A 20,594-nucleotide genomic window follows, 5' to 3' on the forward strand; every position below is an offset into this window, starting at 1 on the left:
TACTCTTCTACTTAGGTGTTATTGTGTGAAGTGTTCTAATACTCCAATAATTAATCAAAGATTTTATAGTTTCTTTATATTGTACATGATTGAATGGCTTTTGAATCAAACTAGCTATTCCTAATTCATAGCAGGAATTAATGTCTGATAGATTAGTAGAGGTACTGAATACTACCACTGGTATTAATTTTAAGTTTGGCATTGTTTTTATTTTTTTAAGGAATTTAATTCCATTAAGCCTCGGCATATTGAGGTCCAGCAAAATCAAATTAGGGAGGGTTTTAGCTGTTATTAGGATGTCTAATGCTACCTGTCCATCCTCCGCGTGAATTATTATGATCTTAAAATCCAGGAGTGCTAGTGTTTGACTAAATCTGGCTTGTTCGAGTAAATCATCTTCTATTAGTAAAATCTGCAACTTGTTTTTTTATAAATGTCGGGGCTTTTCGATACAAAAAATTAAAAAAGCAGTTGAGGGCTGATTACCTATCGTTGAATTGCAGGAATCTGTCGAGGAACTAATCTTTGTTGAGTGCGAAAATCTACTATGGGCCTGTAAATAGTGATAAGTAATCTAGCCTTTTAGTAGATTGAACTTATAATAACTGCATTGGAAACATCAGTATTAGAGTGTTTGAAGTCGGTCTTACGTTCAATGATTCAGTTGAAGGATGACTTACTTGCATCAATGGGAGATGTTAATGATTTAAAAAGTAGAGAGCTACAAACTGATTCAATGCTAGAGTCCGAGGAAGGAGATTTTTTTCAGTTAAGAGTTAGAGCGGGGTGTCCATCAAAAAAACAGGCATAAAAAAAGCGCTAAAGTCGTTAAACTTTAGCGCTATGCAGAGGAAGAGGGATTCGAACCCCCGGTACCTCACAGTACAACGGTTTTCAAGACCGCCGCATTCGACCGCTCTGCCATTCCTCTAGGTCCTCACCAGATTTTAATCTCTGATTAGGATTGCAAAAGTAAGATAAAAGTAAACTTTTGCAAAGCACTTCTGCTCTTTTTCTGCTAACCTTCTGATTGTATTGTAATTAATTTTTTGATTATTTTGAATTCTTATTCTCTTTACCTGATTTTTCAGCAATCCAAAGATTAACTTCCTCCTCTAAGATATTCAAAGGAAGCGCACCTTGTCCAAGAACTAAATCATGGAAAGCTTTTAGATCAAACTTTTCTCCAAGTTCCTTCTCAGACTTCGCTCTCAATTCTTGAATTTTGAGCATCCCAATCTTGTATCCTGTAGCCTGTCCAGGCATTACCATGTACCGTCTTACTTCGGACTGTATTGCACCAGCCGAGATGGATGAGTTCTCTTCGAAATAAGCAATGGCATCTGCCTCGGTCCATCCTTTCGAGTGAAGTCCTGTATCAGTCACGAGACGTATTGCTCTCCAAACCTCATTTACCAACCTGCCAAAATCATAGTAAGGATTCTTATACCCACCCATTTCCTTTGCCAAAGCCTCAGAGTACAAGGCCCATCCTTCCACGTATGCGTTGAAGAATAGTTGAGTTCTGAATTTGGGAATGTCCTGAAGTTCCTGTTGAATAGAAATCTGCATATGGTGACCTGGAGTGCCTTCATGATAAGCTACGCCTTCCAATGTGGATTTGGGCATGGCTGTCATGTCCGAAAGATGCACATAATAAGTGCCTGGTCGGCTGCCATCTGGAGTGCCCTGAGCATAATGCTGCGGTGCGCCATCTTGCTCACGGAAGGCCTCAACACGCCTTACTTCAAGTTTTGCTTTTGGAAGTATGCCAAAGAATTCGGGAGCTCGCTTAGTCAAAGTATCCAGATATGCTGTGGATTCATCCAAGTAAGCTTTTCTACCTTCGTCTGTATTCGGGAAATAAAATTGAGGATCGCTGTTGATGAATTTAAAAAATGCCTTTAAGTCACCTTCAAATCCCACTTGCTCTTTTATAGCAAGCATCTCCTTTTGTATTCTTTCAACTTCTTTGAGGCCTATTTCATGAATTTCGTCTGCTGATAGTTCAGTTGTAGTAGCACTTTTTAGCTTGAAAGCATAGTACTTATTTCCATTTTCATGTCGACTGAGGCCTGTTGGTGTAGCTTCTAGGGCGGGTAATTCTTCTTTTAGCCAAGCCACCAATGCGGCATAGGCTGGTTTGACTGAGTTGCTAAGAGATTCTTTGGCTTCTGATCTCAGAGTTCCTGCCTCTTCACTCGTGATTTTACCTTCATCTTCGAGTTTCTGAATTTTGGAAAGAGCATCGCTCCAAAGCGGTGATTTTTTACCAGTATCGCTAAAAGGCTGACCTTTAATCAGTGCTTCTGCTTGCTGGATCACATATTCATAAGCAAACTTTGGAGGCTTATTTCCTTCGATAGCCTGTGCTTTAGCTCTATCCATAAGTTGACCAATTGCCCTGCCTAGCTCGGAATAGCGAGAAATAAGCGCTTCCATATCTCCTAATGAATCCACCTTATGATAGTTGATCAGCATATTCGGTAGGGAAGTATGTGAACCACTCATCTGGTTGAACTCATAGCCAGAATTCCTGAATGCATACTCTGATTTGGCTTGCTCATACTGGTATTCCCAAAGTCTCCATGACAATTGAGCTTGATGATCACTAGTTTTCTCATCAAATTTTTCCTTCATCTCCGCGACACTAGCTTCCATCCAGTCAAGGCGCTTCTTTTCTCCCGCCTCGCTGAGGTCATCTATTTCTGAGTAATGATCTTTTCTGCCTTGTGTAGTAAGTTGAAGAGGACTCATCTGAAGCAATTCCTCATACTGCTGGTCAAACCAACTGTTTATTTCTGCTGTGGAATCTTTAGCCTCTTCAGGTTTTGTGCAGCTAATGAGAAAAATACAGCATAGAAAGAGAACAAAAGAATTCTTTAATAGACCTGTTTTCATATGGAGGGAAAGTTTATATCGTGGAAATATAAGGAATTAAATTCAACGTCTTGATCAGTCAATTGAAGTGTTATTGATGCGAAAAATAGCTACAAAAAGTAAGTTCAGCTGGCTATACTTTTTTTCTCCTCTTGTATCAAATCTTCAATTCTTTTATTGTTCTTCCGTTTTTTATTCTCCTCTACCAAGTCCAAACTTACATTTACTTCAAAGCACACGATCACTATAATTGACGTGATTAGCAGCCACAGCATCAGGGCGATCAACGTTCCGATGGAACCATAAAGTTTATTATAGCTGGCAAAATTATTTAGGTAAAATGAGAAGCCATAAAACCCTAAAGTGATTAAGAGGCCAGCTAATTTGGCTCCTGTAGAGAAGAAATTCCACTTGTCATGGACAGCTGGCGCAAATCGGAAAATAAAAGCAGTGGTGATATAAAACATCAGCAATAGAATCAGAAACTTAAGGCTAGAGAATAAAAAAATCATAAAGCCAGAATTAAAAACCTGCATCTCATCTAACCTGCGAATCACAACACCCCCGACAATCATAACTATGCTCGCGGTGATTACTGTCAATGCGAGCACCATCACGATGCTTACGGCTATTCCCCGGCTCATCATAAAACCTCTATTATCCTTAGTCTGATAGACAGAATTGAAGGAATTCATCATGGACATTACTCCCTGTGTCGAAGCAAACAAAGCGAAGAAAAAACCCAAAGAAAGCATGCTTTGCCGTGGTTTTGAAACAATGTCCATAATGGTGTTCTCGGATTGACTATATACTTCTAGAGGCAGTATTTCCTGGATAAAGCTCAAGATGTTTTGTGTAGTGATATAGGGAAAAATATCCTGTAAATAAGGGATAAGATTTAAAAGGAAGAGTATTAACGGAAAAAGTGCAATTGTGAAATTAAAGGCCATGGATCCAGCACGCTCAATGATATCATCTTTTTTGAGCTGAATCAAAAAAATCCTACCTAAATCAAAGAGGTTCTTGTCAGGGTCACCAAAGTGAATTTTCTTCAGCTTCCGAGCTTGCCAAAGTAGTTTTACTTCTAACCTGAGAATTTTTGTTTTGATCACTTTATCCTTCTTAGTGAAAATACTGGTTTAATAAAGCTAACAAATTCTGTGGAGGTCTAGTCGGACGATGACTGTCTTTTTTAAGGAAGGTAAGTGTGGTCCATCCTTCGGTGATCAGTTCTTGCTGCTCATTAAAGACTTCATACTCAAATCGAATTCGTGCACTGGGAAGAGTAGGTATAGTCGTTTTGATCGTGAGTAATTCATCGTACTTGCCTGGTTTTAAGTATCTGAAATAACTTTCCAGTACAGGCATCATCACTCCTTCGTCTTCCATTTCCTTATAAGAAAAACCAATGCTCCGCATCGCTTCGACCCTAGCTACTTCAAAATACATCGCGTAATTGCCATAGTAGACGTAACTCATCTGGTCAGTCTCTGCGTAGCGAACTCGTATTTGTGTTTCGGTCGTATACATGTTAGAATATTTTTGCTTTGTTCAAAGCAGCCTGATAGCGTCTAGCATTTGCATTATGCTCTGCCAAAGAGCTGGCAAAAGAATGATACCCTGAAAAATCTTCTTTGGCGCACATGTACAAATAGGAATTATTGTCCGCGTCTAGAACTGCATCAAGAGATTTGATGTCTGGGAGATTGATAGGTCCTGGAGGCAAACCAGTGTATTTATACGTATTGTAGGGACTTTCAATTTCTTTGTGGACATTCAATACACGTTTTAATTCAAAATCTCCCGAAGCAAAAACCAAGGTAGGATCCGCCTGAAGAGGCATTCCTATGTTGAGACGGTTTAAGTAGAGACCGGCGATTACTGGTCGTTCGTCGGCTTTTTGCTGACTTTCCGCTTGCACTATACTTGCGAGAGTGCTCACTTGTTTTTGGTTTAAGCCAAGAGCTGCTGCCTTCTGCTTTCGCTCGTCAGTCCAGAATGCATTGTATTCTTTATACATTCTGTCGAAAAGTGCTTCTGAGCTAGTATTCCACCAAAGTTCATAAGTGTTTGGTATAAACATGCTCATGATGGTCTCCTCGTCAAAATCAAACTTTCGGATATAAACAGAGTCTTTCACAAGTGTTAAAAACTGATCTTCTGAAATTTCCATATTGGCCGTAATTTTTTCAGCCAAATCCTCCTTGGTTCTCACATTATTAAAAGTAACCCGAATAGGAGTCTGTTTTCCTGATCGAAGTAATTTAACCAATTGGAGATTGGTCATTTTTGGGGTTATGGTATAGAGTCCTGGCTTTACAGATTCCTGATAACCTGTAATTCTAGAAACGAAGCCAAAGCTAACCAGATCATTTACTACAAAATCATCATATAACTTGTTCGAAACTGATTTGTATGTGTCATTACTGCTTATTTTGAGCATGTAGTTTTGATCGGAATCTACCAGTGTATTTGGGCTGAAAAACACCTGATAGAAGTAAAAGCTGAAGGAAATTGCTAGTACCGAAAAGCTGATGACCAGTGTGAGTGCTATTTTTCTTTTTTTATCCGTTTCCATATTTAGGCCAAAAATAAGGAAAAATCTAAGGAGGAGTTTGTGCTTCAGACAAGGTAATTATACCTTTCTGTCTAAACTTGGTATTAATGGAGGTCATTTCCGTCACCTGTGCCCTTATTTTTGCTAATGAAAAAGTACTTTGTGCTCAGCGATCTGAGACTATGACGCTTCCCGAATTATGGGAATTTCCAGGTGGAAAAATTGAAGAAGGAGAAAGTCCAGAAGCCTGTTTAATTCGTGAAATCAAAGAAGAATTGGCTATTTCGATCAGTTTGGTTAGTACTTTGCTTCCAAATGAACATTCCTATATTCAGGGTAAAGTGATTCGATTGATTCCTTTTGTCTGTATATGGAGGTCTGGGGAGATTTCATTGCTTGAACATAAAGAAGTGAAATGGCTGAATAAGGATGAGTTGGAAACATTAAACTGGGCTCCTGCTGATATCCCAATAGTTAATGAGCTGTTGGAGAATTGGAACAATATTCAGAGACAACTAGTTGGATACACGAGAAAAGAATAAGATATGGCAGCTGAATTAATTCGATTATACGAGGAAAATCCTGATCCAGATAAAATCAGGCAAATCGCTCATACACTACGTGATGGAGGTGTGGTGATCTATCCTACGGATACAGTTTATGGGATGGGTTGCGATATCATGAACTTACGAGCGGTAGAGCGGATTTGCAAAATCAAAGGGATCAATCCTAAAAAACACAATTTTTCGATCATATGCGCGGATTTGAGCAACATTTCGCAGTTCACCAAGATGATAAGTAAGCCGGTTTTTAAAATGATGAAAAAAGGTTTGCCAGGGCCATTTACTTTCATTTTAGACGCAAGTCATCAGGTTCCAAAAATCTTGCACAGCAAAAAGAAAACAGTGGGAATCAGAGTTCCTGACCATAATGTGCCCCGAATGCTGGTGGAGGAATTGGGGCATCCCATCCTCACTACTTCAATAAATGATGAAGATGAAGTGATAGAATATAGTACTGATCCCGAATTAATATTTGAAAAATATCAGCATCTCGTCGATATTGTGATTGATGGTGGATACGGTCAGAATGTTGGTTCTACTATTTTGGACTGTACCAGAGATGAAATAGAAGTTTTAAGAGAAGGTTTGGGTAAACTGGAGGACTTAGAGTAGAATGACAAAGAGCATTGCGGTTGATCTACATTATTTCCCGAATCTGGAGTTTTTTGCGGCTATCCTAGGAGCTGATGAATTAGTTTTTTTTCCTGAACTCAGGTACCAAAGACAGTCTTTCTTCAACCGAACTCAAATTCGACTTGCTAATAAAGTAGGCACGCTAAGTGTGCCTATTCAAGGTCGGAGACCTAGAATTTCGCAGGAAAAGATTAAGGTCGACTATGATCAAAGTTGGGTAAATATTCACTTGCGTGGCATTCAAAGCGCCTATGGAAAAGCACCTTTCTACGAATATTACTTCCCATATTTTGAAAAGGTCTTCGAGAAAAATATTGAAAGTTTATGGGAGTTGAATTGGGAAATGCTGACAATTTGTCTCAAGCTACTTGGTGTGCCTGTCAAGATGCGGGTACAGAGTTCATCGCAAGATCAGTCCTATACTGATGACATAAGAGGGCAACTAATGCCCTCAGTCCCATTTTCGGAACGAAACTTCTATACCCCAGAGTCTTATTTTCAACTTTTTGGCTTAGACTTTGATCCTAACCTCAGCATTCTGGATTTGTTGTTTTGCGAAGGCCCTGCATCTAAAGGTATCCTCTTAAAGTCTGTAAAAAAACAATGAACAATCCACTAAAGGATTGTGTTTTCAAAACAAATTCGGTAACATACGTACAGGTTTATTTAACAATCAGATAAGAATTTAATGGAAGCAAAATTTTCGAACAGAGTCAAAGAGGTGATCTCTCTTAGCCGCGAAGAAGCACTTCGCCTGGGACATGATTACATTGGCACAGAGCACCTCTTGCTAGGGATGATTCGCGAGGGAGAAGGTGTTGCTGTATCTATTCTTAAGAAATTGGGAGTGCCAATGGATGAGTTGCGGAACGCGATAGAACGTGCTGTAAAAGGAACCGCAAATCACAATGTGAAAAATATGGCAAATATACCTCTGACTAGACAGTCAGAGAAAGTGTTGAAAATCACATATTTGGAGGCTAAAATATTCAAGAGTCAATTGATAGGTACAGAGCATTTACTTCTGTCCGTCTTGAGAGATGAGGATAATATAGCTACTCAAATACTAAACAAATTTGAAATCAATTATGATTCGGTAAAAGAGATGCTGGAAATGTCTTCCGATACTCCTCCTCGCTCAAAAGCAGAGGCAGAAGATGGTGATGACGACGGATCCAAACTTTTCGGTTCTTCAGGAAGTGGATCTGGAGCAGCTAAGCCGGGTGCAGAAAAGTCTAGAACTCCAGTTTTAGATAATTTCGGTCGAGATTTGACTAAAATGGCTGAAGATGACAAACTTGATCCAATCATAGGCCGAGAGAAAGAAATCGAACGTGTAGCACAGATCCTTTCCAGAAGAAAGAAAAATAATCCGATTTTGATCGGTGAGCCAGGTGTAGGTAAGACTGCAATAGCGGAAGGACTTGCACTTAGAATTATTCAGAAGAAAGTTTCCCGTGTGCTTTTCAATAAGCGAGTAGTGACGCTTGATCTTGCTTCTCTAGTGGCAGGCACCAAGTATAGAGGACAGTTTGAGGAGAGAATGAAAGCCGTGATGAACGAGCTGGAGAAATCTCCAAGTGTCATTCTGTTTATCGATGAGCTACATACTATAGTTGGCGCAGGTGGTGCTTCAGGATCTTTGGATGCATCCAATATGTTCAAGCCAGCTTTGGCGCGTGGAGAAATCCAATGTATCGGAGCTACTACACTCGATGAGTATCGTCAATACATAGAAAAGGATGGCGCATTGGCCCGTAGATTTCAAATGGTGATGGTAGATGCCACCACACCTGAGGAGACAGTTCAAATATTGAACAATATCAAGGATAAATACGAGGATCACCACAATGTAAATTATACCGATGAGGCCATAATCGCATGTGTTAAACTTTCCGACAGATACATTTCCGATAGATTTCTTCCAGATAAGGCGATAGATATATTGGATGAGGCAGGAGCCAGAGTCCATATCAACAATATTCATGTGCCTGAGGATATTCTTAGGCTAGAAGCTGAAGTAGAAGATATTAAAATTGAGAAAAACCGGGTGGTGAAATCTCAGAAATATGAAGAAGCTGCCCAGCTTAGAGATAAGGAAAAGAAACTACTTGAGCAGCTGGAAACAGCAAAAACCAAGTGGGAGGAAGAAAGTAAGTCTAAGAGATTTACTGTAGAAGAAGATAATGTAGCTGAAGTGATCGCGATGATGACTGGTATTCCTGCTAAGAGAATCGCTCAGAAAGAAGGTGCTAAGCTTTTGAGTATGAATGGAGACTTATCCGGTAAAGTAATCGGTCAGGATGAAGCGATTAAGAAATTAACTAAAGCTATTCAGAGAACTAGAGTTGGTTTAAAAGATCCTAAAAAGCCTATTGGTTCATTTATTTTCCTGGGTCCTACGGGAGTTGGTAAAACTGAATTAGCCAAGATGCTGGCAAACTATCTTTTCGACAAAGACGATGCGTTGATCAGAATAGATATGTCTGAATACATGGAAAAATTTTCTGTGTCCAGATTGGTAGGAGCACCTCCTGGCTATGTGGGCTATGAAGAAGGTGGACAGTTGACAGAAAAAGTCAGAAGAAAACCTTACTCTGTGGTATTACTGGATGAGATCGAGAAAGCTCACCCGGACGTGTTCAACATTCTTTTGCAGGTGTTGGATGATGGTATCTTGACAGATGGTTTGGGTAGAAAAGTGGATTTCAGAAATACTATCATTATAATGACTTCGAATATTGGAGTTCGTGATTTGAAGGATTTCGGAGCTGGGATTGGTTTTGCCAGTCAGGCTAAGTCAGACAACATGGATGAGGTGATGAAGTCAACGATTCAATCTGCTTTGAAGAAGGCATTTAGCCCAGAATTCCTAAATAGATTGGATGATGTAGTTGTTTTCAACTCACTTACCAGAGAGCATATCTATAAGATTATCGATATCAGTTTAGGTAAGTTATTTGCTAGAATCACTGACTTAGGTTACAAGATCGAGTTGACCGAAAAAGCGAAGGAATTCTTGGCTGAGAAAGGTTATGATCAGCAATATGGAGCTAGACCACTGAACAGAGCGATCCAGAAATATCTGGAAGATGCGATAGCCGAAGAGATCCTGAAAGGTGATCTATCGGAAGGAGATGTCATCACTGCAGATTATCACGGTGAAGGCACAGAACTTACCATTGCTGTGAAAAAGAAAGAAAAAGCTGATTAGAAGTTAGCTATTGTGAATAGATTGGAGGCCCCGAGCGATGAGTTCGGGGCTTTTTTTTTAAACCGCAGGGTACGCTGAGTTTTTCGCAGAGAAAGCGCAAAGAATTAATTTGAATTATAACAATTTTCCAGCTTCTGCAGAAGCAGGACCATTCATTATTTTTCCACCATAGTCTATGTCCACATAGACCAATTCGATACTTTGATTGTTTAGGCTCTTCAATAGTTGTGAGTAGATTTTGTCAGTTGATTATTATGGGACCATGCAAATGAAGACGTTATATTTGATCACATGGAAGGACTGAAAGTCCGACTTATCATAACCCAGTTCGCTAAGGTTGGGTCTAATAGTGAACATGCCGAAATCTGAGCTCCGAAGGAGTAAAATAGGTTTTATTCTATTTCCGTATAATGCCGATTCCTCAATGTTTTACATTTAATTTTCATAGTCTGTGATTTTTTTAGCAAGCTATGCGATTAATAGCTTGAAAGAGTTTTATAATATACCAGCGAATCCTTGTCTAAAGAAAATGAATCATTTCTTTCCAGTATTGAGTCCAATAAAGGGATCATCTACAAGGTGGCAAATTCCTACTGCAAGGATGCTGATGATCGAGCCGATTTAGTTCAAGAAATTATTCTCCAGCTTTGGAAAGCTTTTCCGAGTTTCCAACCAGACTACAAACTGAGCACTTGGATGTATAGGATTGCTCTGAATGTGGCTATTTCTGCTTACCGCAAAGCAAGTAATCGCTGCCAAATTTATCAGCCACTATCTGAAACAGCAATATATCTAGCAGAAGATAAAAGCTTGGCAAATGACAATCGGGACCTTCTCCAAAGTCTCATCAGAGAGCTTAAGGAAGTGGACAAAGCGTTAATACTTCTTTACCTCGATGGCTATTTATATTCCGAGATAGGCGAAATTCTTGGGATTTCAGAAAGCAACGTGGCAACAAAACTCTCTCGCATCAAACAACAATTGAAACAGAAAATCACATCTTATTAACAGAAATCATGCAAGACATACAACTTCAAGAAATATGGAAATCCTACGATCGAAAGCTGGAAGAACAATTAGTCTTCAATCGAAAAAATGCTTCAGACATTACTAAAATGAAGGTGAAAAGTGAGTTGACATCTATGCGTCCGATCAAAATTTTTACGGTCTTATTAGGGATACTTTGGATTATTTTTCTGGACGTTTTAGTAATTAACCTATTACCTATAGGCAATCTTTTCTTTCTGATTTCTGCTGGTTTTATTTCCCTAGTAAACAAAATAGCGGTTGGAATCTACCTTTATCAGTTAATCCTTATTTATGTAGTCAACATAAATCGACCTGTGATGAGTACTCAGAAGAAAATTGCTGGATTAACAACTTCTACCCTTTGGGTCACACGTATTCTTATGTTGCAACTGCCATTTTGGACTACCTTTTTCCTGAATTCCTCATGGATTGGATCAGCAAATCCTTTCTTCTGGGGAATCCAAGCCCTGATTACACTTGCTTTTGCAGCAGTATCCATCTGGCTCTTTATAAATATCCGATACGAAAATAGAGACAAGCCTTGGTTCAAATTCTTATTTGGGAGCTATGAGTGGACTCCGATTATGAAAGCGCAAGAGATGCTAGTTCAGATTAAAGACTATGAAAAGTTAGAACCTATAATTACCAATTAACCTTCGCCCATCTCTATTTTTATTGATATTTCAATTAGTATATTTAAAGAGTTCTTTCTCGAATGAAAGTTTTACTTAGAGAAAAATAAACGAGTTATAACTATACCGTTATAATCATCATTGCCGGCATCTGACTCGATAGCGGTGGTGACAAAAGTTAAGCTCCATCCTTCTTTTAGCATGCTATTAATCTTTGATGTAATCATGGCATCGTTTGAGGCAACGTTTCGAAAACTTACGTCTATTCCATCGTATAGCTCCAGTAACTTTATTTGATCTAATTTCTCCAGTCTGAGCTTTTCGCGTTCGATTTCTTTGTTTCTACTTTTCGAACCGTCAGTTTTATAAGTTGCATAGGCAACCGAATCCACTACTGTCTCGGAGTCGATTATCCTTGATTCTCCGCGGTCGTTAGGCATAACTGATTCGATGATAGTAATTATTTTAAATTCTGACTTTTGACTGTTTGTCTGGGCCTGTGCAGTAGAACATACTAAGGCTATTAGAAATGGAAAAACAAATAGCATTGGTTTCATTGATTACCTAGATCTTGTGTTTAAGGTGCAACGAATCTCTTAAGTTTAGGTTTTAGACTTTACAGAGTCAATATGAAAAACAGCAATCCTACAGCCAATATCAAAATCATCTTTTTAGCCTTTTCCTTGATTTCAGGATCTAATTTTCGCTTACGAATTACCAACACCGCCAAGCTCAGGCCCACAAATTGTAAAGCTAGTCCAACGCCATTTAATGGTCCCATGGGAGCTTGTAGCACTTGAAATTGTGTGTTTAAAAGCGAAAGCATACACAAGACGAAGCCAGTAATTCCAAATAAAAAGGAACGCTGAAGTAAGGTCTTGTCGGAATGGTCAGTCCATTTCATTTTTTCTAAATCTATAATTTGGTCGCAAGTTACAAGTCTTAGGTATTACTGCCTCTGATTTACTTTTAGATAATTGGCATGTTAAAGAATCTCTAAAATTGATTCCTAATTCTGCCGAAAAGGTCCATCGGACATCGGTCACTGATTATACAGTCTTTTCAATTTATCTTCTTCAGCCTAGCATCAAAATAACTTCCTATCTCCTCACCACTCATGGCATTCAGCGTCATTTCTTTTGTAAGCCCACCTTTTCTGCCAACCAGTACGCCATATTTCATGTCTGAATATCCCTCCATCGCATGAGCATCTGGATTGATAGATAGCATCACGCCTTGCGCTATCGCATAGCGAACATGCCTCCAGTCGAGATCCAGTCTCCAGGGATTTGCATTGATTTCTATCACTACATTATTTGCCGCACAGGCATCGATGATCGCTTTATGATCGAGCGGATATCCTTGTCTTCGAAGTAACAGTCTACCCGTTGGATGTCCCAAGATAGTGGTATAAGGATTCTCTATCGCTGTGATCAAGCGAGTTGTCGCTCGCTTAATTTCCATATTCAAAATGGAATGAACGGAGGCGACGATAAAGTCAAAGCTAGCCAGCACTTCATTTGCGTAATCGAGTTTTCCATCAGAAAGTATATCACTTTCTATTCCTTTAAAAATTCGGAAAGGCGCCATTTCTTGATTCAAGGCATCGATTTCCTGGTGTTGTTTTACTATTTGATCTTCCGTCAATCCCCCTGCGTAAAAAGCCGTCTTGCTGTGATCGGAGATTCCTAGGTATTCATAACCTAATTCTTTGCAATACTCTGCCATTTGTCTCAGGCTATGCTTACCGTCGCTGTATGTGGAGTGATTGTGTAGAATACCCTTCAGATCATTTTCGCCGAGCAATTCGGGGATTTTGTTTTCTTTCGCTAGCTCCACTTCGCCGTAACCTTCTCGCATTTCCGCTGGGATGAATTGGAGCTTATTGATGCTGAAAAACTCTTCCTCGCTTGAGTAATTCTTTTTTTGGAGCTTTTTGGCAATGCTTTCTTTTTCATCCACCATAGCTTCCATGTGCATGGGAGAAGCAATAAGTGAGAGCTTTTTCCAAAGGAAGTCCTCTTTGGAGCAAAAGTGAATACTTACGCTTAGATCGATTTCTTTTAGTTTGCCTCTGAGCGTTCTCGGACCTGATTCGAGCATAATCCATTCGATGGATTCCATCGCTTTGATGGTAGTTTTAGCAGCTGATAGTTCATCTGAAGCGAGTAGGAACTCAGCTTCGGTGATGATTTCCATCTGCCTAGAAAAATCTCCCACAATTGCCAGTTCAGCGTCCGGAGCAATTACACGCAAAGTGTCTTCAAATTGCCCAAACATTTCTTCTATATCTGCATAGAGCCACTTGCCTGAATTGGAGGCAATAAACTCTAGGTTTTGAATGATCGTGTTCTGAGTTTTTTCTCCAAAACCTTTGATTTTGGCGACTTTTCCAGATTGACATGCCTCCATCAATTCATGGGTGGAAGTAATGCCAAGGCTTTCCCAGAGCGTTTTCACTTTCTTTGGCCCCAAGCCTTTGATCTGCAGAACTTCTAATATTCCCTCAGGAGTTTTGACAAGTAATTCTTCTAGAAAAGGGAATGTATCGGTCTCTTTCAGCTGCTGGATGGCTTCCACCATACTTTTTCCCACACCTTGAAGACTTGCCAGTTCTGATTCGTTCAGCGTCATGATATCCTGATCTTCGCGTTCCAAAGAAATCAGCGCGCTTTGATAGTTGCGAATTTTGAACGGATTTTCGTCGTGAAGTTCCATCAGCTGAATGCTGAGCTTTATTTTTTTCAGAAGAGTCTTGTGATCCAAAATTTCTGGGGTTGTGTGAGTCTATTCAGACAAATGTCTTGAAATAATGTTTCAATTTAAGGGGCTATAGCTTAACTTAAAATTGAAAATTGAGTTTTCACGTTTAGCAGTCATGCAATAGGCTGACATTCATTATCCTTATTTGGTTTTTGAACAGTAGGAATGTATTTGCGTTATTTGAATTGAATAGATTTTTAACGGTGAACTAATCAAAAGTATGAACTATTGGGTGGTAAAATCTGAGCCAGAATCCTATTCTTGGGATGATTTCGTAGCGATCAAGGAAGACGTATGGGATGGAGTTAGAAACTATCAGGCTCGCAATTTTCTAAGAGAAATGCAAATGGGGGATCTGGTCTTTTTCTATCATAGTGGAAAGGAAAAGGCCATTGTAGGAATAGCTGAAGTCAGTCAAGAGAAGTTTCCCGATCCGACAGATGAAAAGTGGACTGCTGTGAAGTTGCGAGTAAATCGTCCTTTGAAAAACCCTGTTTCTTTGGCAGCAATGAAGGCTGAAGATAGACTTACGGGTTTGCCTATGCTGAAACAATCCCGGTTATCTGTGTCGAATGTTGGGAAGGAAGAGTTTGACTTACTCCTCAAGATGGGTTCATGAAATCGAGCTTGGAGAAGTTCAAATCACAGAAGTTTGATTTTAAATACGAAACTCTCCAGAAACAAGGTCGGGAACAGGAAATCGCCATAAGGAAAAAATTATAATCACATGAAGAAATATATTTTACTTCTTATACTTTTCACCCTTGGGCAGCAAGTCTTCGCTCAGGTCAGGTTCATCGAGCGCTATGAAGTTGCCTCAGATATGAATGACCCGCTTTTTGAGATGATTGATTCAGATGTTGGCTTAGTATCGTTTAGAACTTTGCCTGAAAAAGGGCTGAATTTGAGACGTAATTTTCAATATTTTGTGACTGATTCCTCTCTCAATTCCAAAGAAGGATTGGTAGTGTTTCCTGTCAAAGAAGGGTATGATATGCTGGGATATGATACGGATGGTAAACTTTTGTTTGCTCTTATGACAAAGGGATTCGCTATGAATGCGCCCAAGTATTTGCTTCAGGTGAATTTGGAGACCAAGCAAGGAAAAGAATTTGTAGTTGATAATGTATTGGATATGGAGTTGGTGGAATTTTTGGTTCAAGATCAAAAGGCCATGTTCATGGGCACTTCTGAAACTAGGCCTGTACTCCAAATCCATGATTTGGTAACCAAGAGCGTTCATACTCTTCAAGGGATTTATGGAAATGATACCCAAATTTTACAGATCCGAAAAATGCCTGAAACGAAGACACTGGAAGTAGTATTGAGCAGAAAGGGATTGTATAGAAGCCGTGATCTGTTCATTAATACCTATGATATGGCAGGCAATCTAATCCGAGAATTGAAAGTAGATGAGTTTGCAGACCCTGGCCAAGAAATAATGGACGGGCTTTTAGTTTCTACTGGCGCTTACCAAGAAGCAATGGTTGGAGCTTTCGGTCTAGCACGCCGCAACGACTACCAAGGAATGTATATCATGAATATTAATGAATTCGGAGAATATGATTTCAAACTGTACACGCTTCAGGATTTCCCTAATTTTTATAATTACCTAAACGAGAAAAACAAAGCTAAACGAGATAGGTATATCCAAAAGGACCTGGATAAAAATAAGGTGCCGGTAATTAATAGTAAATATTCTATCCGTGATGTGCGTCAGACTCCTGATGCATACTACGTTTACTTCGATCAATATACAATCTCTAATAGCAGATCTGGATACCAAAATGGGATATATTCGACAGCTGGGGGCTATCGGTATGATCGATGGAGTAGGATGGGAACCACCATTATTAATGACCCTTATTTGGCAAATCGATTCCCTATGGCGGGCAGCTATCAGACCGTGCCTGAATACCGATATGTCTCTGCACATTTTGCTAAAATCGCCAAAACCGGTCAGGTGATTTGGGATAATGCTATTTCCTATGATGAGATGGTAACCAATTACCCTGAGGCCTTTGGGGAAGTGGCTGTGGTGGGAGATGACCTGTACCACATGTTTGTAGAAGATGAGACAATTAAGTTGAGTTTTTTCAGAAATGGAGAGAGAATCTTCGAAAATCAGGAGTTTGACTTGGGCTTGGTTAATGATGGTGAGCGGATCCGAGATACCAATCGGGAGAGTTTGCGATTGATCCATTGGTACGATAGATATTACTTACTTTCGGGCACGCAGCGAGTTCGTTTTATGAATGATAAGGGAGTCGATGAGGTTCGTGAGGTTTACTTTCTATCCAAAATAGCGGTGGATGGGGATTTGTATCGACCAGAAGACCTCCCGGACTAGATTTTATTTTTATATTTACGGCAAATCTACCCCATGCAAAAAAGGCTTGTCTTAGACGAAGAACAGATTGAAATCATCCTCAGGCGTTTCTGTCACCAACTGATCGAAAATCATGATGATTTTGAGACCACCGTACTTTTGGGTTTACAACCTAGAGGACCCATATTGTTAGATAAAATCGTAAAACTCCTAGAAGAAATTTCTGGAGTGAAAGTTCCATCAGGATATCTCGATGCTACTTTTCACCGAGATGATTTTCGAAGAAGAGATTTTCCCCTGAAAGCAAATGAAACCAAAATCAACTTTCTGATTGAAGGTAAAAAAGTAATCTTGGTTGATGACGTGCTCTACAAAGGCAGGTCGGTTCGGGCAGCTATGGATGCTATGATTGCTTTTGGCAGACCTCAGAAAGTAGAGCTTATGGTATTGGTAGATCGGAAACTCACTCGGGATTATCCCATTATGCCGGATTATTATGGTATTCGTGTGCATACGCTGGAAAGCCAGCATGTGTTAGTGGAATGGGCGGAAAACGGAAGTGAAAAAGACGCAATTTGGATCATAGAGAAAGTTAACCCTTAACCATGTCGCAACTTAGCACAAAACACCTTCTTGGAATCAAAAACCTCACCGAGACAGATATCCAACTTATCCTTGACACGGCGGCAAATTTCAAAGAAGTGATCAATCGACCGATCAAAAAAGTCCCTTCTCTGCGAGACATCACCATTGCCAATGTCTTTTTTGAGAATTCTACCCGGACTAGACTCTCCTTTGAGCTTGCGGAAAAACGGCTTTCTGCTGACGTAGTTAATTTTTCTTCTTCCAATAGCTCTGTCAAAAAAGGAGAAACGCTTGTGGATACTGTCAATAACATACTCTCCATGAAAGTGGATATGGTGGTGATGAGACATTCAAGTCCCGGAGCACCACACTTCCTTTCCCGAAATGTAGATGCTAACATAATCAATGCTGGAGATGGAACCCATGAGCATCCAACTCAGGCTTTGCTCGATTCTTTTTCTATCAAGGAAAAGCTAGGAGATGTGGCCGGCAAAAAAGTTGCGATCATTGGAGATATTTTACACTCTAGAGTAGCTCTTTCCAATATTTTTTGTCTGCAAAAGCTTGGCGCAGAAGTGATGGTCTGCGGGCCGATTACCTTGCTTCCAAAATACATTGCTAGCCTAGGAGTGAAAGTGGAACTGGACGTGAAAAAAGCCCTGCAATGGTGCGATGTCGCAAACGTTCTTAGAATTCAACTCGAAAGACAGCAAATCAAATATTTCCCGAGCTTGCGCGAATACTCTTTATACTACGGCATCAATAAGAAGCTATTGAGCGAACTGGATAAGGAGATCGTCATTATGCATCCAGGACCTATCAACAGAGGTGTGGAATTAAGCTCAGACGTAGCTGATTCCGAGCACTCCATCATTCTAGAACAGGTGCAGAATGGAGTCGCCGTTAGGATGGCTGTACTCTATTTGCTTGCAGGAACAAAAGGGTAATTGGTTTGAAATTTCAAATTTGAGATTTCATATTACTTCACGTTAAATCTCAAAATACTTTTATGCTAAGTGTAACCAACCTGGTAAAAACCTATGGCAAGCAGAATGCTGTCAACGACATATCTTTCGAACTTCAGGGAGGAGAGGTAGTCGGACTACTTGGGCCAAATGGAGCGGGAAAAAGTACGACGATGAAATGTATCGTAGGCTTGCTTCGCAAAACTTCAGGTGAAATCACACTAGGTGGGCACGATCATTTGAGCGTGGAGGCAAAGCGACTTTTTAGTTACATCCCAGAGACGCCTTACGTGTATGACCTGCTGACGGTGCAGGAACACATGCAGTTTGTAGCCCAGGCGTATGGGGTGAAAGACTGGAGAGGGAAAGCTGAGGAATACCTTGAGTTATTTGAATTAGCTGATAAAAGAGATAAGCTCGGCAGAGATCTCTCTAAAGGCATGCGACAAAAAGTATCCATCTGCTGCGCATTACTGCCCGATCCTCAAGTTCTATTTTTCGATGAACCGATGATCGGTTTGGATCCAAAAGCGATTAAAAACACCAAGAAGATTTTCAAGGAATTGAAAGATGCTGGGAAGACTATTTTAGTGAGTACACACCTGATCGATGGTATAGAATCTATAGCAGATCGAGTGATGATTCTGAAAAATGGTAATATCGTCGGCAATGACACCATTTCAAATCTGAAGCAACAGTTTGTACAGGAAGAAGGCACTTCGCTAGAGGACCTATTCTTAGAAATGACTAAAGATGAATGAAATCCGTCTGTTGTTCAGGAAGGATATTTTAATCCTGATAAATAACCTTAAGCTAATTCTCAGAAATCCTGTGCGTTTATTGCCTTATGCGGGAATTGGCGGCTACATATTTTTCATGTATTACTTGCGTCTCAAGAATAGGGACGATGATGCGCCTGCTGCAGAAATTCCCGAATTAGACCTTAATGGCCTCCCTGAAGTGAATTTTGCGATGCAAAATATCGTCGGAGCTGTTACTATTCTGGCTTTGGGTGTTCTGATTTATCAGCTTTTTAATGCTACGAAAAAGAATGTCAGCTTTTTTAAAATGGCTGATGTCAATTTGCTATTCACCGCACCGGTAAAGCCAGAGAACATCTTGATTTACTACATGGCAAGGTCTATTTTACCTTCCTTGGGAGGTGCAATTATTTTTGTGGCCTATTTTTCTAGCCAAGCCATAGATACGTATGATATCTCAATTGGGAATTTCATATTTCTAGTGCTGGCAGCGGCTTTGTTCTTTTTTATTATTTCGCCTATTAAATTCTTGGTTTATACACTGAACTCCAAGTATGAGGTGATGGGATATATTCGTATGGGAGTGGTCATATTGGCTGTTTTACTTTCGGGAATGATTATTATTCCAGGCCTAATGGCAGAGAAATTCTGGCAGGGAATGTCTGCTTGGATTACCTCTCCATGGTTTGATTTCTTTCCAATAGTAGGATGGAGTCGCGGAATAGGTACTTACATCTTACACCAGAATGCGATCTTATCGATTGGGTTTGTGGCGCTCTATGGAATTTCATATTTCGTTATTCTTAAGCTTGTGATTCGCTTTGCCGGCTATTACTATGAAGACGTACTGGAAGCTACTAAGTCTAATGAAGAGCAGCTGGAGAAAGTAAAAGGCAAAAAGCAAGTTGGCGAGAGTTCATATAGTCTGAATACAAAGAAGAAGCTTGCCTTGCCTGATTTTGGGACTGGAGCAAAAGCCTTTTATTGGAGAAATTATGTGCACAGTTCCAGACAGGATTTTCATCCACTCTTTGGATTGTACTCATTGATTATGGTTGGAATTGGGATAGTGCTTTCTATACTTTCCTTGTTCGAATGGTTCTCACATTACTTCCTATATGGATATCTATTGATCATGTTGTTTCTATATTTCTTTGCAGGAATAGGTAGGGCCAATGTAGGTGATTTAAAAAAGCCCTTTTTCATTTTGATTCCCGCTACATGGGCTTCCAAATTCTGGAATATGATCAAGCTGGATTTATTGCAAATCACCTTGTTTTGCATAGCACTGATTGTACCATCCGTATTGATTGCGGGTTTGAATTGGTACATCATTCCGCTGTTTTTGTTCGCAACAATAGAGATATATCTGGTTGGTTTTGGGATTAATATAATTCCTCAAATTGCACTTGATGAAGGATGGGATAGGAAATTGATTAAGCCATTTATGATTGGAGGAATTGTGCTATTCGGATTTGTGCCTGCCTTTACATTCAGCGTAGTTGCATTTATTGCGTCCAAACAATTCGTGTGGGCACTGTTTGGCGGAACTTTTGGTTTATTTTTCGTAGCAGCTATCCTGATGCATGTGACGCTGGATGTACTGAAGCGCTTGGAATTTAAAGAGATGTAAAAGCAGTTGCAAAAGACAGTCTTTGTGATCAGGACTGTTGGCATAAAAGC

General features: G+C 39.9%; 20 protein-coding genes and 1 tRNA gene. 12 read left to right on the forward strand and 9 right to left on the reverse strand.

Going from position 1 to position 20,594, the window contains the following annotated elements; translation table 11 throughout:
* Positions 1–7: 7 nt before the first annotated feature.
* The 6 genes from BVH02_RS22015 to mltG form a co-directional block, all read right to left on the reverse strand.
* Positions 8–418 (reverse strand): response regulator, encoded by a 411-nt coding sequence (locus BVH02_RS22015; RefSeq protein ID WP_086500512.1) that lies wholly within the window; start codon positions 416–418, stop codon positions 8–10.
* A gap of 428 nt (positions 419–846) precedes the next feature.
* A tRNA-Ser gene (locus BVH02_RS06830) sits at positions 847–931 on the reverse strand.
* Positions 932–1,053: 122 nt separating this feature from the next.
* Positions 1,054–2,901: a DUF885 domain-containing protein gene (locus BVH02_RS06835; RefSeq protein ID WP_086500515.1), complete on the reverse strand. Its 1,848-nt coding sequence runs from the start codon at positions 2,899–2,901 to the stop codon at positions 1,054–1,056.
* 104 nt (positions 2,902–3,005) lie between these two features.
* The gene (locus BVH02_RS06840) at positions 3,006–3,989 is read right to left on the reverse strand and encodes a YihY/virulence factor BrkB family protein (protein WP_086500683.1); all 984 of its coding nucleotides are present in this window, start codon (positions 3,987–3,989) and stop codon (positions 3,006–3,008) included.
* A 13-nt stretch (positions 3,990–4,002) separates the two neighbouring features.
* The gene (locus BVH02_RS06845) at positions 4,003–4,410 is read right to left on the reverse strand and encodes an acyl-CoA thioesterase (protein WP_086500520.1); all 408 of its coding nucleotides are present in this window, start codon (positions 4,408–4,410) and stop codon (positions 4,003–4,005) included.
* Between the two features lies 1 nt (position 4,411).
* Positions 4,412–5,458, reverse strand: coding sequence for an endolytic transglycosylase MltG (gene mltG / locus BVH02_RS06850; protein ID WP_086500522.1), 1,047 nt, complete (start codon positions 5,456–5,458; stop codon positions 4,412–4,414).
* A gap of 86 nt (positions 5,459–5,544) precedes the next feature.
* On the opposite strand from mltG, the gene BVH02_RS06855 reads away from it, so the two are divergent.
* The 6 genes from BVH02_RS06855 to BVH02_RS06880 all read left to right on the forward strand — a co-directional run bounded on the left by BVH02_RS06855 (position 5,545) and on the right by BVH02_RS06880 (position 11,529).
* Positions 5,545–5,979 (forward strand): (deoxy)nucleoside triphosphate pyrophosphohydrolase, encoded by a 435-nt coding sequence (locus BVH02_RS06855; RefSeq protein WP_086500524.1) that lies wholly within the window; start codon positions 5,545–5,547, stop codon positions 5,977–5,979.
* Between the two features lie 3 nt (positions 5,980–5,982).
* Complete coding sequence (locus BVH02_RS06860) at positions 5,983–6,612, forward strand: L-threonylcarbamoyladenylate synthase (RefSeq protein WP_086500526.1); 630 nt, start codon at positions 5,983–5,985, stop codon at positions 6,610–6,612.
* Position 6,613: 1 nt separating this feature from the next.
* Positions 6,614–7,240: a WbqC family protein gene (locus tag BVH02_RS06865; RefSeq protein WP_086500529.1), complete on the forward strand. Its 627-nt coding sequence runs from the start codon at positions 6,614–6,616 to the stop codon at positions 7,238–7,240.
* Between the two features lie 81 nt (positions 7,241–7,321).
* Positions 7,322–9,847, forward strand: a complete 2,526-nt coding sequence (locus BVH02_RS06870; protein ID WP_086500531.1) for an ATP-dependent Clp protease ATP-binding subunit — start codon at positions 7,322–7,324, stop codon at positions 9,845–9,847.
* A 516-nt stretch (positions 9,848–10,363) separates the two neighbouring features.
* Positions 10,364–10,855: an RNA polymerase sigma factor gene (locus BVH02_RS06875; RefSeq protein WP_086500534.1), complete on the forward strand. Its 492-nt coding sequence runs from the start codon at positions 10,364–10,366 to the stop codon at positions 10,853–10,855.
* Positions 10,856–10,863: 8 nt separating this feature from the next.
* Positions 10,864–11,529, forward strand: coding sequence for a hypothetical protein (locus tag BVH02_RS06880; RefSeq protein ID WP_086500537.1), 666 nt, complete (start codon positions 10,864–10,866; stop codon positions 11,527–11,529).
* A gap of 71 nt (positions 11,530–11,600) precedes the next feature.
* Here BVH02_RS06880 and BVH02_RS06885 read toward each other — a convergent pair whose 3' ends face one another.
* The 3 genes from BVH02_RS06885 to BVH02_RS06895 all read right to left on the reverse strand — a co-directional run bounded on the left by BVH02_RS06885 (position 11,601) and on the right by BVH02_RS06895 (position 14,274).
* Complete coding sequence (locus BVH02_RS06885) at positions 11,601–11,948, reverse strand: hypothetical protein (protein WP_223271824.1); 348 nt, start codon at positions 11,946–11,948, stop codon at positions 11,601–11,603.
* A gap of 176 nt (positions 11,949–12,124) precedes the next feature.
* Entirely contained in the window at positions 12,125–12,412 is a 288-nt protein-coding gene (locus BVH02_RS06890; protein WP_086500539.1) for a hypothetical protein, read from the reverse strand.
* 158 nt (positions 12,413–12,570) lie between these two features.
* Complete coding sequence (locus tag BVH02_RS06895; protein ID WP_317045417.1) at positions 12,571–14,274, reverse strand: helix-hairpin-helix domain-containing protein; 1,704 nt, start codon at positions 14,272–14,274, stop codon at positions 12,571–12,573.
* Positions 14,275–14,491: 217 nt separating this feature from the next.
* Here BVH02_RS06895 and BVH02_RS06900 point away from each other — a divergent pair, with 217 nt between their 5' ends.
* The 6 genes from BVH02_RS06900 to BVH02_RS06925 all read left to right on the forward strand — a co-directional run bounded on the left by BVH02_RS06900 (position 14,492) and on the right by BVH02_RS06925 (position 20,544).
* The gene (locus BVH02_RS06900; RefSeq protein ID WP_086500542.1) at positions 14,492–14,890 is read left to right on the forward strand and encodes an EVE domain-containing protein; all 399 of its coding nucleotides are present in this window, start codon (positions 14,492–14,494) and stop codon (positions 14,888–14,890) included.
* Positions 14,891–14,998: 108 nt separating this feature from the next.
* Positions 14,999–16,621, forward strand: coding sequence for a hypothetical protein (locus BVH02_RS06905; RefSeq protein ID WP_086500544.1), 1,623 nt, complete (start codon positions 14,999–15,001; stop codon positions 16,619–16,621).
* A gap of 33 nt (positions 16,622–16,654) precedes the next feature.
* On the forward strand, positions 16,655–17,203 hold the full coding sequence (pyrR, locus tag BVH02_RS06910) for a bifunctional pyr operon transcriptional regulator/uracil phosphoribosyltransferase PyrR (RefSeq protein WP_086500546.1): 549 nt from the start codon (positions 16,655–16,657) through the stop codon (positions 17,201–17,203).
* Between the two features lie 2 nt (positions 17,204–17,205).
* A complete protein-coding gene (locus tag BVH02_RS06915) occupies positions 17,206–18,132 on the forward strand; it encodes an aspartate carbamoyltransferase catalytic subunit (protein WP_086500548.1) in 927 nt (308 codons plus the stop codon).
* A 62-nt stretch (positions 18,133–18,194) separates the two neighbouring features.
* Positions 18,195–18,911, forward strand: a complete 717-nt coding sequence (locus tag BVH02_RS06920) for an ABC transporter ATP-binding protein (RefSeq protein WP_086500552.1) — start codon at positions 18,195–18,197, stop codon at positions 18,909–18,911.
* Complete coding sequence (locus tag BVH02_RS06925) at positions 18,904–20,544, forward strand: putative ABC exporter domain-containing protein (protein WP_086500554.1); 1,641 nt, start codon at positions 18,904–18,906, stop codon at positions 20,542–20,544. Before BVH02_RS06920 ends, BVH02_RS06925 begins: the two co-directional genes overlap by 8 nt.
* The last annotated feature ends 50 nt before the right edge of the window (positions 20,545–20,594 follow it).

The organism is Algoriphagus ratkowskyi (assembly GCF_002150505.1).
Lineage (GTDB): Bacteria > Bacteroidota > Bacteroidia > Cytophagales > Cyclobacteriaceae > Algoriphagus > Algoriphagus ratkowskyi.

Coding starts and splice junctions, on each gene's coding strand:
- BVH02_RS06835 (WP_086500515.1), bottom strand. CDS start 2,901: ATGAAAACAGGTCTATTAAAGAATTCTTTTGTTCTCTTTCTATGCTGT.
- BVH02_RS06845 (WP_086500520.1), bottom strand. CDS start 4,410: ATGTATACGACCGAAACACAAATACGAGTTCGCTACGCAGAGACTGAC.
- mltG (WP_086500522.1), bottom strand. CDS start 5,458: ATGGAAACGGATAAAAAAAGAAAAATAGCACTCACACTGGTCATCAGC.
- BVH02_RS06855 (WP_086500524.1), top strand. CDS start 5,545: ATGGAGGTCATTTCCGTCACCTGTGCCCTTATTTTTGCTAATGAAAAA.
- BVH02_RS06860 (WP_086500526.1), top strand. CDS start 5,983: ATGGCAGCTGAATTAATTCGATTATACGAGGAAAATCCTGATCCAGAT.
- BVH02_RS06865 (WP_086500529.1), top strand. CDS start 6,614: ATGACAAAGAGCATTGCGGTTGATCTACATTATTTCCCGAATCTGGAG.
- BVH02_RS06870 (WP_086500531.1), top strand. CDS start 7,322: ATGGAAGCAAAATTTTCGAACAGAGTCAAAGAGGTGATCTCTCTTAGC.
- BVH02_RS06880 (WP_086500537.1), top strand. CDS start 10,864: ATGCAAGACATACAACTTCAAGAAATATGGAAATCCTACGATCGAAAG.
- BVH02_RS06885 (WP_223271824.1), bottom strand. CDS start 11,948: ATGCCTAACGACCGCGGAGAATCAAGGATAATCGACTCCGAGACAGTA.
- BVH02_RS06890 (WP_086500539.1), bottom strand. CDS start 12,412: ATGAAATGGACTGACCATTCCGACAAGACCTTACTTCAGCGTTCCTTT.
- BVH02_RS06900 (WP_086500542.1), top strand. CDS start 14,492: ATGAACTATTGGGTGGTAAAATCTGAGCCAGAATCCTATTCTTGGGAT.
- BVH02_RS06905 (WP_086500544.1), top strand. CDS start 14,999: ATGAAGAAATATATTTTACTTCTTATACTTTTCACCCTTGGGCAGCAA.
- pyrR (WP_086500546.1), top strand. CDS start 16,655: ATGCAAAAAAGGCTTGTCTTAGACGAAGAACAGATTGAAATCATCCTC.
- BVH02_RS06915 (WP_086500548.1), top strand. CDS start 17,206: ATGTCGCAACTTAGCACAAAACACCTTCTTGGAATCAAAAACCTCACC.
- BVH02_RS06920 (WP_086500552.1), top strand. CDS start 18,195: ATGCTAAGTGTAACCAACCTGGTAAAAACCTATGGCAAGCAGAATGCT.
- BVH02_RS06925 (WP_086500554.1), top strand. CDS start 18,904: ATGAATGAAATCCGTCTGTTGTTCAGGAAGGATATTTTAATCCTGATA.